14 protein-coding genes, 1 tRNA gene and 1 pseudogene are annotated in these 13,689 nt (G+C 71.2%); 11 read left to right on the top strand and 5 right to left on the bottom strand.

Features of this window, described 5'->3' with window-relative positions:
- The first annotated feature begins 62 nt into the window (after positions 1-62).
- Positions 63-668, top strand: a complete 606-nt coding sequence (locus AB0C03_RS28075) for an NUDIX domain-containing protein (protein WP_030334884.1) — start codon at positions 63-65, stop codon at positions 666-668.
- 89 nt (positions 669-757) lie between these two features.
- Here the strand turns inward: AB0C03_RS28075 and AB0C03_RS28070 are convergent, their stop codons facing one another.
- Complete coding sequence (locus AB0C03_RS28070) at positions 758-1,096, bottom strand: TM2 domain-containing protein (RefSeq protein ID WP_051708703.1); 339 nt, start codon at positions 1,094-1,096, stop codon at positions 758-760.
- Positions 1,097-1,322: 226 nt separating this feature from the next.
- Here AB0C03_RS28070 and ald point away from each other — a divergent pair, with 226 nt between their 5' ends.
- The 9 genes from ald to AB0C03_RS28025 all read left to right on the top strand — a co-directional run bounded on the left by ald (position 1,323) and on the right by AB0C03_RS28025 (position 9,960).
- On the top strand, positions 1,323-2,438 hold the full coding sequence (gene ald / locus AB0C03_RS28065; RefSeq protein WP_030334880.1) for an alanine dehydrogenase: 1,116 nt from the start codon (positions 1,323-1,325) through the stop codon (positions 2,436-2,438).
- Positions 2,439-2,472: 34 nt separating this feature from the next.
- Positions 2,473-3,471 carry a site-specific tyrosine recombinase XerD gene (locus AB0C03_RS28060; protein WP_357639934.1) on the top strand — a complete coding sequence of 333 codons (999 nt, stop codon included), beginning with the start codon at positions 2,473-2,475 and terminating at the stop codon, positions 3,469-3,471.
- A gap of 179 nt (positions 3,472-3,650) precedes the next feature.
- Positions 3,651-4,574 carry a ParA family protein gene (locus tag AB0C03_RS28055; protein ID WP_030334877.1) on the top strand — a complete coding sequence of 308 codons (924 nt, stop codon included), beginning with the start codon at positions 3,651-3,653 and terminating at the stop codon, positions 4,572-4,574.
- Between the two features lie 41 nt (positions 4,575-4,615).
- Positions 4,616-5,635 carry a segregation and condensation protein A gene (locus AB0C03_RS28050; RefSeq protein WP_435823385.1) on the top strand — a complete coding sequence of 340 codons (1,020 nt, stop codon included), beginning with the start codon at positions 4,616-4,618 and terminating at the stop codon, positions 5,633-5,635.
- On the top strand, positions 5,628-6,599 hold the full coding sequence (gene scpB / locus AB0C03_RS28045) for an SMC-Scp complex subunit ScpB (RefSeq protein ID WP_357639928.1): 972 nt from the start codon (positions 5,628-5,630) through the stop codon (positions 6,597-6,599). Before AB0C03_RS28050 ends, scpB begins: the two co-directional genes overlap by 8 nt.
- Positions 6,586-7,356: a pseudouridine synthase gene (locus AB0C03_RS28040; RefSeq protein WP_030334874.1), complete on the top strand. Its 771-nt coding sequence runs from the start codon at positions 6,586-6,588 to the stop codon at positions 7,354-7,356. The genes scpB and AB0C03_RS28040 overlap by 14 nt, the downstream gene beginning before the upstream one ends.
- 196 nt (positions 7,357-7,552) lie before the next feature.
- Positions 7,553-8,233: a (d)CMP kinase gene (gene cmk / locus AB0C03_RS28035; protein ID WP_030334872.1), complete on the top strand. Its 681-nt coding sequence runs from the start codon at positions 7,553-7,555 to the stop codon at positions 8,231-8,233.
- Positions 8,234-8,282: 49 nt separating this feature from the next.
- The gene (gene der / locus AB0C03_RS28030; RefSeq protein ID WP_030334870.1) at positions 8,283-9,683 is read left to right on the top strand and encodes a ribosome biogenesis GTPase Der; all 1,401 of its coding nucleotides are present in this window, start codon (positions 8,283-8,285) and stop codon (positions 9,681-9,683) included.
- Positions 9,684-9,886: 203 nt separating this feature from the next.
- Positions 9,887-9,960 (top strand) — tRNA-Pro (locus tag AB0C03_RS28025).
- Positions 9,961-10,244: 284 nt separating this feature from the next.
- Here the strand turns inward: AB0C03_RS28025 and AB0C03_RS28020 are convergent.
- The 4 genes and pseudogenes from AB0C03_RS28020 to AB0C03_RS28005 all read right to left on the bottom strand — a co-directional run.
- A pseudogene (locus AB0C03_RS28020) lies at positions 10,245-10,433 on the bottom strand (tyrosine-type recombinase/integrase); the annotation flags it as partial.
- 191 nt (positions 10,434-10,624) lie between these two features.
- On the bottom strand, positions 10,625-11,863 hold the full coding sequence (locus AB0C03_RS28015) for an RNA polymerase sigma factor (protein WP_210864601.1): 1,239 nt from the start codon (positions 11,861-11,863) through the stop codon (positions 10,625-10,627).
- Between the two features lie 67 nt (positions 11,864-11,930).
- Positions 11,931-12,302, bottom strand: a complete 372-nt coding sequence (locus AB0C03_RS28010) for a YciI family protein (protein WP_030331021.1) — start codon at positions 12,300-12,302, stop codon at positions 11,931-11,933.
- Between the two features lie 40 nt (positions 12,303-12,342).
- A complete protein-coding gene (locus AB0C03_RS28005; RefSeq protein WP_030331020.1) occupies positions 12,343-12,984 on the bottom strand; it encodes a DUF998 domain-containing protein in 642 nt (213 codons plus the stop codon).
- Positions 12,985-13,134: 150 nt separating this feature from the next.
- On the opposite strand from AB0C03_RS28005, the gene AB0C03_RS28000 reads away from it, so the two are divergent.
- On the top strand, positions 13,135-13,560 hold the full coding sequence (locus AB0C03_RS28000; RefSeq protein WP_030331017.1) for a hypothetical protein: 426 nt from the start codon (positions 13,135-13,137) through the stop codon (positions 13,558-13,560).
- The last annotated feature ends 129 nt before the right edge of the window (positions 13,561-13,689 follow it).

The following is a 13,689-nucleotide window of genomic DNA, read 5'->3' as shown; positions in this document are numbered from 1 at the left end:
GAGCGAACCAGCAGGCTCAGCCGGGTGCGGCACGCCGGCGCCGCGCGCAGCGGGGCGGCGGCGTGAGCGGGCTTGAGCACCGCTACGAGGTGCGGTCCCGGCAGGAGCGGTACCAGGGGCGCATCTTCGACGTGGTCACCGACGAGGTGAGCATGCCGGGCGGTGGGACGGCGCTGCGGGACCTGGTCCGGCACGTCGGGGCGGTGGCCGTGGTGGCGCTCGACGACGCCGGCCAGGTGGTGCTGATCCGCCAGTACCGGCACCCGGTCGGGCGGCACCTGTGGGAGCTGCCGGCCGGTCTGATGGACGTCTCCGGCGAGGAGTTGCCGGCGGCGGCGCTGCGGGAGCTGGCCGAGGAGGCCGACCTGACCGCCGGGCGGGTCGACGTGCTGGTCGACCTGCACAGCTCGCCGGGGTTCACCAACGAGATCGTCCGGGTGTTCCTGGCCCGGGACCTCGCCGACGTGCCGGCCGACGAGCGGCACGAGCGCCACGACGAGGAGGCCGACCTCCAGGTCGTCCGGATCGACCTGGACGAGGCGGTCGCCATGGTCCTGGCCGGTGAGGTCACCAACGCCGCCGCCGTGGCCGGGCTGCTGGCCGCCGCCCGCGCCCGGGACACCGGCTTCACGCTGCTGCGTCGGGCGGAAGCGCCGCTGCCACGCTGAGGCGTCCCCCGCCGGTCCAGCCGGCGGGGGAGTACGCGCGAAAGGGGCCCCGCGGCTGACCGCGGGGCCCCTTGTCGCTGTCCGGTCCGTCAGTCGCGCAGCGGACGACCCTGCGCGTCCGTGCCGCCGTTGACCAGGATGAGGATGCCGTCGATGAGGCCCCAGATGCTGCCGACGCCGCAGGTCACCACGCTCACGACGAGCTGCAGCACGCCGGTCTTGACGTCACCGATGTAGAACCGGCCGGCCCCGAAGAAGCCGAGCAGGATGCCGAGGACGCCCGCGACGATCTTGCTCTTGTCGGAAACGCCCTGGGGGTACCCCGGCTGGGGGTAGCCGGGCTGATAAGGAGGAGTGGTCATGGCGGGACACCTTAGTGATCCACTCGCCGGCTGTCCGCACCGCCACCCGGCAGATGGGACGATAATGGTGGAACACTGTCCTGTCGGCTGAGGTGACGCTCGACCGCTCGATCCGGGCGGTGCCCTGACACTTCGTCAGGACACCCGCGCACCGGATGCCACTGTGCTGGCTCTCGGCGGCGTCGGGCGCGCCTAGACTGCCGCCGCGGGACCGGTGTACCGCGGTGGCAAAGGGGCCGCCGCGGCACCGAGCAGTCGGGGGAGAGCAGCCCCGAAGAGAGGTGTCTGCATCGTGAAGGTCGGAATCCCACGCGAGGTCAAGAACCACGAGTACCGCGTGGCGATCACGCCAGCGGGCGTCAACGAGTTCACCCGCAGCGGCCACCAGGTCTTCGTCGAGTCCGGCGCCGGGGTTGGCTCCAGCATCACCGACGAGGAGTTCGCCGCCGCCGGCGCGAAGATCCTCGCCACCGCCGACGAGGTCTGGGAGACCGCCGAGCTGGTGCTCAAGGTCAAGGAGCCGATCGCCGAGGAGTACCACCGGATGCGCGAGGGGCAGGTGCTCTTCACCTACCTGCACCTGGCCGCCTCCAAGGAGTGCACCGACGCGCTGATCGACCGCAAGGTCACCGGCATCGCGTACGAGACCGTCGAGCTGCCCGACCGGTCGCTGCCGTTGCTCGCCCCGATGTCCGAGGTCGCCGGCCGGCTCGCCCCGCAGGTGGGCGCCTTCTACATGATGCGCACCGGCGGTGGGCGCGGTGTGCTGCCCGGCGGTGTCTCCGGCGTGTACGCGGCCAAGACCGTCGTCATCGGCGCCGGCGTCTCCGGCATGAACGCCGCCGCCATCGCGCTGGGCCTGCAGTCCGAGGTGCTGCTGCTGGACAAGAACGTCGCCCGGCTGCGGCAGGCCGACGCGATCTACCGGGGCCACCTGCAGACCGTCGCGTCCAACGCGTACGAGGTGGAGCGGGCCGTGCTCGACGCCGACCTGGTCATCGGCGCGGTGCTGGTGCCCGGCGCGAAGGCCCCGACGCTGATCTCCAACGAGCTGGTGTCCCGGATGAAGCCGGGCAGCGTGCTCGTCGACATCGCCATCGACCAGGGTGGCTGCTTCGAGGACTCGCGCCCCACCACGCACGCCGACCCGGTCTACAAGGTGCACGAGTCGATCTTCTACTGCGTCGCGAACATGCCCGGCGCGGTGCCGAACACCAGCACCTACGCGCTGACCAACGTCACCCTGCCGTACGCCCTGGAGCTGGCCAACCAGGGCTGGCGCGAGGCGCTGCGCAACGACCCGGCGCTGGCCCTGGGCCTGAACACCCACGCCGGTCAGGTCACCTACGGCCCGGTCGCCGAGGCGCACGGCATGGACGTGCTGCCGCTGGCCGACGCGCTGGCCTGAACGGTGGCGGCCGAGCGGTAGCGAGCCGAGGAGCATGGCACTGACCGACGACTTAGCCGGCGCCGGCGTGAGCACCGCACCCACGCCGGCGCTGCGCCGTGCCGTTCGCGGCTACCTCGACCACCTGACCGTCGAACGTGGCCTCTCCGCGAACACGCTCGCCTCGTACCGGCGGGATCTGGACCGTTATCTCGCCACCCTGGTCGACGCCGGCGTCACCGACCTCGCGTCGGTCGGCGCCGGCCTCGTCGAGACGCACCTGGCGCGGCTGCGGGCCGGCGACGACGCGCACCCGCCCCTCGCTGTCTCCTCCGCCGCCCGCGCCGCCAGCGCGGTCCGCGGCCTGCACCGCTTCGCGCTGCGTGAGGGCCTGACCGGGGCCGATCCGAGCCGCGACGTCCGCCCGCCCACGCCGCCGCGGCGGCTGCCCCGGGCGCTGCCGGTCGACGACGTGGTCCGGCTGCTGGAAACCGCCGGACCGATCACCGCGACCGGCGACGACGCGCCCCTGGCGCTGCGCGACCGGGCGTTGCTGGAATTCCTGTACGGCACCGGCGCGCGCATCTCCGAGGCGGTCGGCGCCGCCGTGGACGACCTCGACACCGACGAGGGCACGGTGCTGCTGCGCGGCAAGGGCGGCCGGGTACGGCTGGTGCCCATCGGCGGGTACGCCGTCGACGCGGTCCGCGCCTACCTGGTCCGGGCCCGCCCCGGCCTGGCCGCCGTCGGCCGGGGCACCCCGGCGGTGTTCCTCAACGCCCGCGGCGGCGCGCTGTCGCGCCAGGGCGCCTGGGGCATCCTGCGCCGCGCCGCCGACCGGGCCGGGCTGCCCGTCGACGGGCCCGCCGCCGTCTCCCCGCACACCCTGCGCCACTCGTACGCCACCCACCTGCTCGACGGCGGCGCCGACGTCCGCGTGGTCCAGGAACTGCTCGGGCACGCCTCGGTGACCACCACCCAGGTCTACACGTTGGTCACCGTGGAGCGGTTGCGCGAGGTGTACGCCACCGCCCATCCCCGCGCCCGGGACTGAACCGGTCGCGGTCGGCGCCGACACGCCGGGCCGGTGCCGAACCCCCTGCTGGTCGGTGGCGTACAGTCGGCATCGGCGCGGACCTCCTGGAGCGACACGACCGGGGTGCGCAGCGGCGCCGCGAAGGACGTCGGACGGCTCCGACGCCGGGTGGGTCGTCGGGAGGGGGCAACGAGCACATGGCTGGCAACGGTGACCGTGCCGAGACCTGGACGTCGGAGCTCCGCGAGCAGCAGGCCACGCTCGGCGCGGATCTCGGTCCTGCGGACCCGGCTGCCTACACGATGCGCAAGCCCATCCCCGAGCCGATGCCGACCGACCGGCACGGCCCCGCGCGCATCATCGCGATGGCCAACCAGAAGGGTGGCGTCGGCAAGACGACCACCACCATCAACCTGGGCGCGGCCCTCGCGGAATACGGCCGCAAGGTCCTGCTGGTCGACTTCGACCCGCAGGGCGCCCTCTCGGTGGGCCTGGGCGTCAACCCGCACAACCTCGACCTGTCCGTCTACAACCTGCTCATGCAGGACGACGTGACCGCCGAGGACGTCCTGATCAAGACCGACGTGGCGGGCCTGCACCTGCTGCCGGCCAACATCGACCTCTCCGCCGCCGAGATCCAGCTCGTCAACGAGGTCGCCCGGGAAATGGCCCTGGCCCGGGTCCTGCGCACGGTCCGCAAGGAGTACGACTACATCCTGATCGACTGCCAGCCGTCGCTCGGCCTGCTGGCGATCAACGCGCTGACCGTCGCGCACGGTGTGCTCATCCCGCTCGAATGCGAGTTCTTCAGCCTGCGCGGTGTGGCACTGCTGCTGGACACGATCGACAAGGTGCGCGAGCGGCTCAACTTCGACCTGGAGCTCGAAGGCATCCTCGCCACGATGTACGACAGCCGCACCACGCACTGCCGCCAGGTCCTGCAGCGGGTGGTGGAGGCGTTCGGCGACAAGGTCTACCAGACGGTCATCACCAAGACGGTGAAGTTCCCCGAGTCCACCGTGGCCGGTGCCCCCATCACGACGATGGACCCGGCATCCTCCGGGGCACGTAACTACCGTCAGCTGGCCCGCGAGGTGATCGCCGCCCAGTCGGAGCGGTAGCCGGAACGCCCGGTGCCCGCCTCGTGGACTACGGTCGTCCGGTGACCGCGCCACCCATCGACCCACCCGAGACCGCCACCGCGGCCGTGGTCGACGGTGGGCAGCCCGCCGACCCGGCCGCCACCGGCTTCACGGTGCGGCTGGCCAACTTCACCGGCCCGTTCGACCTGCTGCTGCAACTGATCGGCAAGCACAAGCTCGACGTCACCGAGGTGGCCCTGCACACGGTCACCGACGAGTTCATCGCCTACATCAGGGCGATGGGCGACAACTGGGACCTGGACGAGGCCAGCGAGTTCCTGCTCATCGCCGCGACCCTGCTCGACCTGAAGGCGGCCCGCCTGTTGCCCGCCGCCGAGGTCGAGGACGAGGACGACCTCGCCCTGCTGGAAGCCCGGGACCTGCTCTTCGCCCGACTGTTGCAGTACAAGGCGTACAAGGAGGCGGCGGCCCACATCGCCGAGCTGGAGGCCGTCGGCGGCCGACGGTATCCGCGCGCGGTCAGCCTGGAACCCCGCTACGCCGAGGCGTTGCCCGACCTGGTGCTCGGCATCGGCCCGCAGCGGCTGCTGAAGCTGGCCGTGAAGGCGATGACCCCGAAGCCGGTGCCGGAGGTGTCCATCGCCCACGTGCACATGGTCCGGGTCAGCGTCCGGGAACACGCGGCCATCCTCACCGCGCGACTGCGCCGGGCCGGCACGGCCACCTTCTCGCTGCTCTGCGCCGACTGCGAGGCCACCCTCGAGGTGGTGGCTCGGTTCCTCGCGCTGCTGGAGCTGTACCGGGAGGGCCTGGTGTCGTTCGTGCAGGAGCAGGCCCTGGAGGAGCTGACAGTGCGCTGGACCGGCCCGGCCGACGGCGACACCGAGCTGCACGTCGACGAGTACGCCGGCACCCCGGCGGACGACGCGGAGCCGGCGGGGATTGCGGTTGCGCCGGCGGCGGGTGGGTCCGCGCCGGTGCTGGCCGCGCCTGAGTCGGCGGGCGTTGGGCCCGGGTCGGTGGGGGAGGCCGGCGGGCCGGACGGGACGGAGACGACGGAGGGTGCGCGGGATGAGTGACGAGGAACGCCGGGACTCGCTGGCCGACCAGGCCGCCGCCTGGGTGCCCCCGTGGGCCCGCCCGCGCCCGCCCGCCACTGACGCGCCCGCGCCGCCGGACGAGCCGGCCGCGGACGCCGGCGAACCCGGAGCGGCACAGCCCCGACCCGAGGCCGAAGCCGCCGCCGGTCCCGGCGAGTCGGATGCGGTCGGCTCGGCCCCGGCGCCGGGCGATCCGCATGAGCGCGGCCCCGACGACCCGCGTCCGACTGAGCCAGACCCGGACGGGGCCTCCAACAAGGTGGACCTGACGGCGCCGGACCTCGACGCGGTGACGGAGGACACGGCGGGGGATTCGGGCGCGGCGGGGGACGTACCCCGGCGGCAGTCGGCGGGGCGGCGGCGGGCGACGGCCGCGCCGGAGCCCGCGCCCGAGCTGTCCGACGCCGAGCTGCGCGGCGCGTTGGAGGCGATCCTGCTGGTCGTCGACGAGCCGGTCAGCGAGCTGGTGCTGGCCCAGGTGCTGGACCAGCCCGCCGAGCGGGTCGGGCCGATGCTCGACGAGATCGCCGCCGGCTACACCACGGCCGGGCACGGGTTCGAGCTGCGCCGGGCGGCCGGCGGGTGGCGGCTGTACACCCGGCCGGAATACGCTACGTACGTTGAGCGGTTCGTGCTGGACGGGCAGTCCGTGCGGCTGACCCAGGCGGCGCTGGAGACGCTCGCCGTGGTCGCCTACAAGCAGCCGGTGACCCGTTCGCGAATCTCAGCCATCCGGGGTGTGAACTGCGACGGGGTGATCCGTACGCTGGTCACCCGTGGCCTCGTCGAGGAGTGCGGCACCGAACAGGACAGCGGGGCGTTCCTCTACCGGACCACCACGTTGTTCCTGGAGAAGCTCGGGCTGAACACCGTCGACGAGCTGCCGCCCCTCGCACCCTTCCTGCCCGACGACGTAGAAGAGCTTGCTGATGCGACCCGATAACCGTGTCCCCAAACCCGACGCCCCCGTGTTCGAGGGGGCTGAGCGCCTGCAGAAGGTGCTCGCCGCCGCCGGCGTGGGTTCCCGGCGCGCCTGCGAAGACCTGATCTTCCGCCGCCGGGTCACGGTGGACGGGCGGGTCGCCAAGCTCGGCGACAAGGTCGACCCGGCCAAGGCCGTGATCCACGTCGACGGAGAGCGCCTCCAGGTCGACACCCGACTGGTCTACGTGGCGATGAACAAGCCGCGCGGGGTGGTCACCACCATGGCGGACGACAAGGGCCGCAACGAGCTGGCCGACTTCATCGGCAGGCGGCTGGATCAGCGGGTGTACCACGTCGGGCGGCTCGACGCGGACAGCGAGGGCCTGCTGCTGCTCACCAACGACGGCACCCTCGCGCACAAGCTCATGCACCCCTCGTACCAGGTGCTGAAGACCTACCTCGCCGAGGTGGTCGGCCCGATCCCGCGCAACCTGAGCAAGCGGCTCCTCGCGGGCGTCGAGCTGGAGGACGGGCCGGTCACTGTCGACTCGTTCAAGGTGGTCGGCACCCTGGGCAAGAGCGCCCAGGTGGAGCTGAGCCTGCACGAAGGGCGCAAGCACATCGTCCGGCGGTTGATGGACGAGGTCGGGCACCCGGTCACCCGTCTGGTGCGTACCTCCATCGGTCCGATCCGGTTGGGCGACCTGCGCACCGGGCGGCTGCGGCGCCTGACCAACGCGGAGGTCGCGGCCCTGTTCCACGCGGTGGGTGACTGACCCCCGAGTTCGGGGTACGGCAGCCGGTAGGCTCCACCGACGGCCGAGACGCGGTCGCCCGGGTGGCGTGGGTCGCCTCCGGCGGCGTCGCGCGCGGGTTCGCCAGACGACCCGGGCATGATTGATGACGATTGAACAACCGCTTGCGGCGCCAGCTCACCGGGCGATCCGTGAGGTACGGGCTGAGGAGGACACGGTGGAGGAAAACGTACGGTTCGGGCGATGTGTGGTCGCTGTGGATGGGCCGTCCGGTTCGGGGAAGTCAACCGTGTCGCGGCGGCTCGCCGCCGCCCTCGGTGCGCGCTACCTGGACACCGGGGCGATGTACCGGGCGATCACGTGGGCCGTGCTGCGCTCCGGCGTGGACCTCACCGACGCCGCGTCGGTGGCGAAGGTCGCCGGCGAGGTCGACCTGCGCATCGGCACCGACCCGCAGGGGTACGGCGTGACCGTCGACGGGGTCGGCGTGGACGCGGAGATCCGTGGCGCCGAGGTGACCGGAGCGGTCTCCGCCGTCGCCGCCGTACCGGCTGTTCGTGAGCTGCTCGTCGGCCGGCAGCGCGAGATGATCGCCAACGCCGGTCGGATGGTGGTCGAGGGCCGCGACATCGGCTCGGTCGTGGCCCCGGACGCCGACCTGAAGGTCTTCCTGACCGCGTCCGAGGCGGCCCGTGCGGCCCGGCGCAGCGCCGAGGACGCCGCCGACGTGGCGGCCACGGCCGCCGACCTGGCGCGGCGGGACCGCCTCGACTCGACCCGCAAGGTCAACCCGCTGGCCCAGGCGCCCGACGCGGTGGTGCTGGACACCACCGAGCTGGGCATCGACGAGGTCGTGGCGCGGATGCGCGACCTGCTCACCGAGCGGGGCGTGGCATGAGTAGCGCGGTCGTGTCTCATGACGCTCCGGAGCGAAGCGGAGGAGTGGCATGAGCGAGGGTTCCTGGGTGGAGCTGCGTGAGCCCGACGTCGCCGTCGAGGAGCCGAGCGGCCCGCAGCCGGTGGTGGCCGTGGTCGGCCGCCCCAACGTGGGTAAGTCGACGCTGGTCAACCGGATCATCGGCCGCCGGCAGGCGGTCGTCGAGGACGTTCCCGGCGTGACCCGCGACCGGGTCCCGTACGACGCGCAGTGGAACGGCCGGGCGTTCACGGTGGTGGACACCGGCGGTTGGGAGCCGGACGCCAAGGATCGGGCGGCGGCCATCGCGGCGCAGGCCGAGACGGCTGTCGTCACCGCCGACGTGGTGCTCTTCGTGGTCGACGCGATGGTGGGCTCCACCGACGTGGACGAGGCCGCGGTGAAGATGCTGCGGCGCAGCGCCAAGCCGGTGATCCTGGTGGCCAACAAGGCCGACAACAACTCCATCGAGATGGAGGCCACCTCGCTGTGGTCGCTGGGTCTCGGTGAGCCGTTCCCGGTGTCCGCGCTGCACGGACGCGGCTCCGGCGACCTGCTGGACGCCATCCTCGCCGCGCTGCCGGAGGCACCGGCGATCGTGGAGAACCGTCCGCGGGGGCCGCGCCGGGTGGCGCTGGTCGGTCGGCCGAACGTGGGCAAGTCCAGCCTGCTCAACCGGTTCTCCGGTGAGGAGCGGGCGGTCGTCGACTCGGTGGCCGGCACCACTGTGGACCCGGTGGACAGCCTGGTCGAGATCGGCGGTCAGACCTGGCAACTGGTGGACACCGCCGGGCTGCGCAAGCGGGTCGGCAAGGCCAGCGGCACCGAGTACTACGCCAGCCTGCGTACCGCCGGCGCGATCGAGGCCGCCGAGGTGGCCGTGGTACTGCTGGACTCCAGCGAACCCATCAGCGAGCAGGACCAGCGGATCCTGTCGATGGTGACCGAGTCGGGCCGGGCGTTGGTCATCGCGTTCAACAAGTGGGACCTGGTCGACGCCGACCGTCGGTACTACCTGGACAAGGAGATCGACCGGGAGTTGCGCCGCATCCCCTGGGCGATCCGGTTGAACCTGTCGGCGATGACCGGCCGTGCCGTGGACAAGCTGGCCCCCGCCCTGAACAAGGCGTTGGCCAGCTGGGAAACCCGCGTACCGACCGCGCACCTCAACCAGTGGCTGACCGCGCTGGTGCAGGCCACCCCCCACCCGGTGCGTGGTGGACGGGCACCGCGGATCCTGTTCGCGACGCAGGCCGGTGTGGCACCGCCACGGTTCGTGCTCTTCACCACCGGCCCGCTGGACGCCGGCTACCAGCGGTTCGTCGAGCGCAAGCTCCGCGAGGAATTCGGGTACGAGGGCAGCCCGATCGAGATCTCGGTCCGCCCGCGCAAGAAGCTCGGCCCCGGCGGCCGAGGCAAGGCGCACGGCTGACCCCGTCCAGTTCTCCCTGAAAGATGCCGGATGGCCTCCCGCCATCCGGCATTTTCCTGCCCATCCACCACCCCACCCTCCTAGGAAGCTTTAGGGGTTGTGGGGTGGTTCGCCTGCCCCGCAACACTGGTGGGGCCTGTGTGGGGGACCCGCAACCGCTGCGCTAAGCTGTACCGGCTGCCGCGGGGGAAACCACGCGGGGGCGGGACGTGGCGCAGCTTGGTAGCGCACTTGACTGGGGGTCAAGGGGTCGTCGGTTCGAATCCGGCCGTCCCGACAGACAAGAAGGCCCTGACCAGCGGAAATGCTGGTCAGGGCTTTAAGTTTGTCTATGGGGTTTTGAACCGCCCCCCCGAAAACCCCCCATTTGCCGGGGTCGGGAACCGGATTCGTCATCCCCTGCGCATCGTTGGGCAGTGCGGGTGTGGGGCGGCGCCTGCGGTCGCTGCCGAGTCGCTCGAGGATGTCCGAGACGTCCGGGGCTTGGGCGGGTTTGGCGATGTAGTACGTGGCGGTGACCTCCTCGCTGGAGTGTCCGAGCTGTGCTGCGGCGCTTTTCGTGTCGGTCTCTTTTTTGATGAGGGTGGCGACGGTCTTGCGGAAGGTGTGGGGGCTGACCCAGGCGAGGTCGGTGTCGGCGCGGGCCTCACGCCACTGACGGCGGACGCTGTTGGGCGACAGACAGGTGCCGCGCCGGGAAGCGAAGATCGCGTCGTGGGGGTTGTCGGCGGCGACGAGCTTGCGGGCCATGATCATGCCGACGGCGAACCGGGGTAGGACGACCATCCGCCCCGCGATTGTCTGCCGGTGGCATGGACGTTGCAGACACTGTGTCAGTGAACGTCGCTTCCCGGACGCCGCATTTCCGGCGGCCGTTGCGGAGGTGGCGGGGAGAGGGTTGCCGATGTTTCCCACCGTCGCAGCCCGGGGCCGATGACCGGTCAGCCGAGGCGATGGGCCCGGCCGAGGAGGTATCGCCGTTCGACCTGGTTCTCCGTCAGGGCCGCTGCTTCGCGGTACCGTGCCGCCGCGCTGCTCGGGTTGCCGGTCATCTCGAGCAGGTGGGCGCGCACGGCGCGTTCCCGTTGTCGGGTCAGGGGTTCCTGATCGAGCTGGTAGCGCCGGTTGAGGTCGTCGAGCAGCGCCAGTCCTCGGGCCGGCCCGTAGGCGTGGGCGACCGCGACCACCCGGCTCAGACGTACCGGCGCGGTCGGGTTGAGCCTTTCGAGCCACAGGTACAGTGCCGCGATCTGTGGCCAGTCCGTCTGTTCCGGCGACGTGGTCGCGGCATGCACGGCGGCGATCGCCGCCTGTAACTGGTACGTGCCGATCTCGCGTCGGTGCCAGACGCTGTCGATCAGTTCCGTGCCCTCGCGGATCAGAGCGGTATTCCACTGTGTCCGATCCTGCTCGTCGAGCCGCACCAGCTCGTCGCCGTCGGTACGGGCAGTGCGCCGCGACTCGGTGAGCAGCATCAGTGCGAGCAGACCGATCACCTCGGGGTCGTCCGGCAGAGAGTCGCGGAGCATGCGGGTCAGCCGGATCGCTTCGCGGGTCAGGTCGATGCGGGCGAGCTCGTCGCCGGTGGAGGCCGTGTAGCCCTCATTGAAGATCAGGTACAGCACCTGCATCACGGCGTTCATCCGACTGTCCCGATCGGCGTCGGTGGGCGGGGTGAAGCGGGCGCCGGCACGGGCCAGTTGCTGCTTGGCGCGGCTGATCCGCGCACCCATGGTGCTCTCGGTCGTCCCGTGGGCGTGTGCGATCTCCGCGGTCGTCAGGCCGCCGACCGCGCGCAGAGTGAGCGCCACCTGGGAGCTGGGGCTCAGCGCAGGATGGCAGCACAGCAGCAGGAGCGTGAGACTGTCGTCGGTCTCCAGCGGAGGGTGCGCCTGGCGGGCCGGGTCCTGCATCGCCAGCTCGGTCATGCCCGCGTGCTGCTCGCGCCGGCGTCGGGCCTGGTCGGTGCGGAGCAGATCGACCATTCGCCGGTAGCCGATCCGGATCAGCCAGCTGCGCGGGTTCTCCGGCACGCCGTTGGTCGGCCACGTCCGGCTCGCGACGAGCAGTGCTTCCTGTACCGCATCCTCGGCGATGTCGAAGTGGCCGAAGCGCCGCACCAACGCGCCGAGCACCTGCGGCGCCTCCGTGCGCAGCAGGTGCTCGACGTCCGGCGTCACGCCGGGTCTGCCGTTCTTGTGCCCTCCCGGTTTGTCGCTTCCGGATGGCAGCATTCAGCTGAATCGGTCATGCCGCGAAGTCCGTGCCCATGATCGGCCGGATCTCCACTGGTTCTCCCAGCACCTCGACCATCCTCGAGACGATCTCGACGGCGCGTTCCTGGCTGGCCACGTCGATCACCGCGAAGCTGGCCAGGACCTCCTTGAGCTCGATGAATGGCCCGTCGGTCGCCACCACGCCGGCCGGGCTCTTGCGGACCGTCGTGCTGATGGCCGGGTGGCCAAGACCCTCGCTGCTGACGAACTCGCCGGTCTTGATCAGTTCCTGTTCGAACTGCTGGTACGCGGCGAACGCGGCCAGCGCCTCCTTGGACGGGGTGTCGGCGGTCGCGGCGTCCCAGGCGGCGGCCGGCGTGTAGCTGAGCAGCAGATACTTCATGGTCATCCTTGTTGTTGCGCGGGAGATCACGTTACGCCGGTCAGGACGAACGGTGCAGGGAGAGGGCGAGGACCGTCGTCCAGGTGAAGGCGACCAGGCCGTTCACGGCGATCTGGATGCTCATGTGGCTCGGCGACATGGGCAGCAGCAGGATGAGCGCGGCGACGCCGTTCAGCACCGCCGGCAGCGCGGCCCGACGACGGACGTGGCGGACGGTCAGCACGATGGCGGCGATGGCCAGTGCGGTGAAGGCGATGGCGGCCGCGGCCGAATGCGCGATGCTGTGCCAGGACATCTGGTCGACCGGCCCGTCGGGGGTCCCGACCGGGAAGCCGCGCTCCGGATCCATGGTGAACACGCCGGCCGCGACGAGACCGGCACCGAAGATCCCGACGAAGATCGGCAGCACACGCCGGCCGGTTCCCTCGGTGAGCGTGCGCCGGATACCGGCGGCGAGCGCCAGGCCGCCGAGACCGGCGAGCACGAACGTGGTGATCTGGATCCAGCCGAGGCTACCGGTGGCGAGCTGGCTGATCGGGTGCCGCGTGATGTTGTAGCCCTCACGAGTGAGCATCTGCGTCACGGCCGAGGCGAAGAAGACCGGCCCGGCAAGGGCTCCGGCGAGGAGCAGCCGGTCAGACGAGCGGCGGACGGCGGGAACGGTGGCGGCGACGGGGGCCATGACTTCCTCCTTGGTGAGTTCCTGCCGCTACCTCGTGGCCGATCCGGGGATTCCGACACGACCACGATGTGACCTGAGTTACGCCCAGTGGGTGTCAAAGCGTGGGTGCCGCCTTCGAGGTACCGGCAAGCATTCACCAAGGAGGACACGATGTCTGAGAACACCGAGCCGAGCGTCGAACTGCAGGCCCTGGACCGTCTGGTCGGCACCTGGTCGGTGACCGGCGGCGCCGAGGGAACCGTGCGGTACGAGTGGATGGCCGGCCGGTTCTTCTTGCTCCAGCACGTGGAACTCAGCCAGTTCGGGCAGCCGGTCACCGGCTTGGAGGTCATCGGACACCTACACCCGTTCGGCGAGCCGGTCGGTGCGGACGTGGTGTCGCGGTTCTACGACGCGGCCGGCAACACTTTCGACTACGTCTACGAACTCGTCGGCGACAAGCTGACCATCTGGGCTGGCGCGAAGGGCGGTCCCGCCTACTACGAGGGCACGTTCAGCGCCGACGACACCACGGTTACCGGCGCATGGACCTACCCCGGTGGAGGCGGATACGCCTCCACCATGACCCGGATCTGACATCGGAAGGCCACGCCGACCCGAACGGCCGGAGGCGGTGTTCCGCGCGCATCTCGGAGGTCATTGCTCTCCGGCCGATTCGGTCTACCGTTCCCGGCCTTACCCGTGGAGGACCCAGGGCCGAGGCCA

Source organism: Micromonospora parva, from assembly GCF_040649675.1.
GTDB lineage: Bacteria > Actinomycetota > Actinomycetes > Mycobacteriales > Micromonosporaceae > Micromonospora > Micromonospora parva.
This window is presented reverse-complemented; position numbering and strand designations above follow the sequence as displayed.

Bases quoted from the DNA above. Each gene is read 5' to 3' on its own strand.
- der (WP_030334870.1), top strand. From the start codon at position 8,283: ATGAGCGAGGGTTCCTGGGTGGAGCTGCGTGAGCCCGACGTCGCCGTC.
- AB0C03_RS28040 (WP_030334874.1), top strand. From the start codon at position 6,586: ATGCGACCCGATAACCGTGTCCCCAAACCCGACGCCCCCGTGTTCGAG.
- AB0C03_RS28000 (WP_030331017.1), top strand. From the start codon at position 13,135: ATGTCTGAGAACACCGAGCCGAGCGTCGAACTGCAGGCCCTGGACCGT.
- AB0C03_RS28060 (WP_357639934.1), top strand. From the start codon at position 2,473: ATGGCACTGACCGACGACTTAGCCGGCGCCGGCGTGAGCACCGCACCC.
- AB0C03_RS28010 (WP_030331021.1), bottom strand. From the start codon at position 12,302: ATGAAGTATCTGCTGCTCAGCTACACGCCGGCCGCCGCCTGGGACGCC.
- scpB (WP_357639928.1), top strand. From the start codon at position 5,628: ATGAGTGACGAGGAACGCCGGGACTCGCTGGCCGACCAGGCCGCCGCC.
- AB0C03_RS28005 (WP_030331020.1), bottom strand. From the start codon at position 12,984: ATGGCCCCCGTCGCCGCCACCGTTCCCGCCGTCCGCCGCTCGTCTGAC.
- AB0C03_RS28055 (WP_030334877.1), top strand. From the start codon at position 3,651: ATGGCTGGCAACGGTGACCGTGCCGAGACCTGGACGTCGGAGCTCCGC.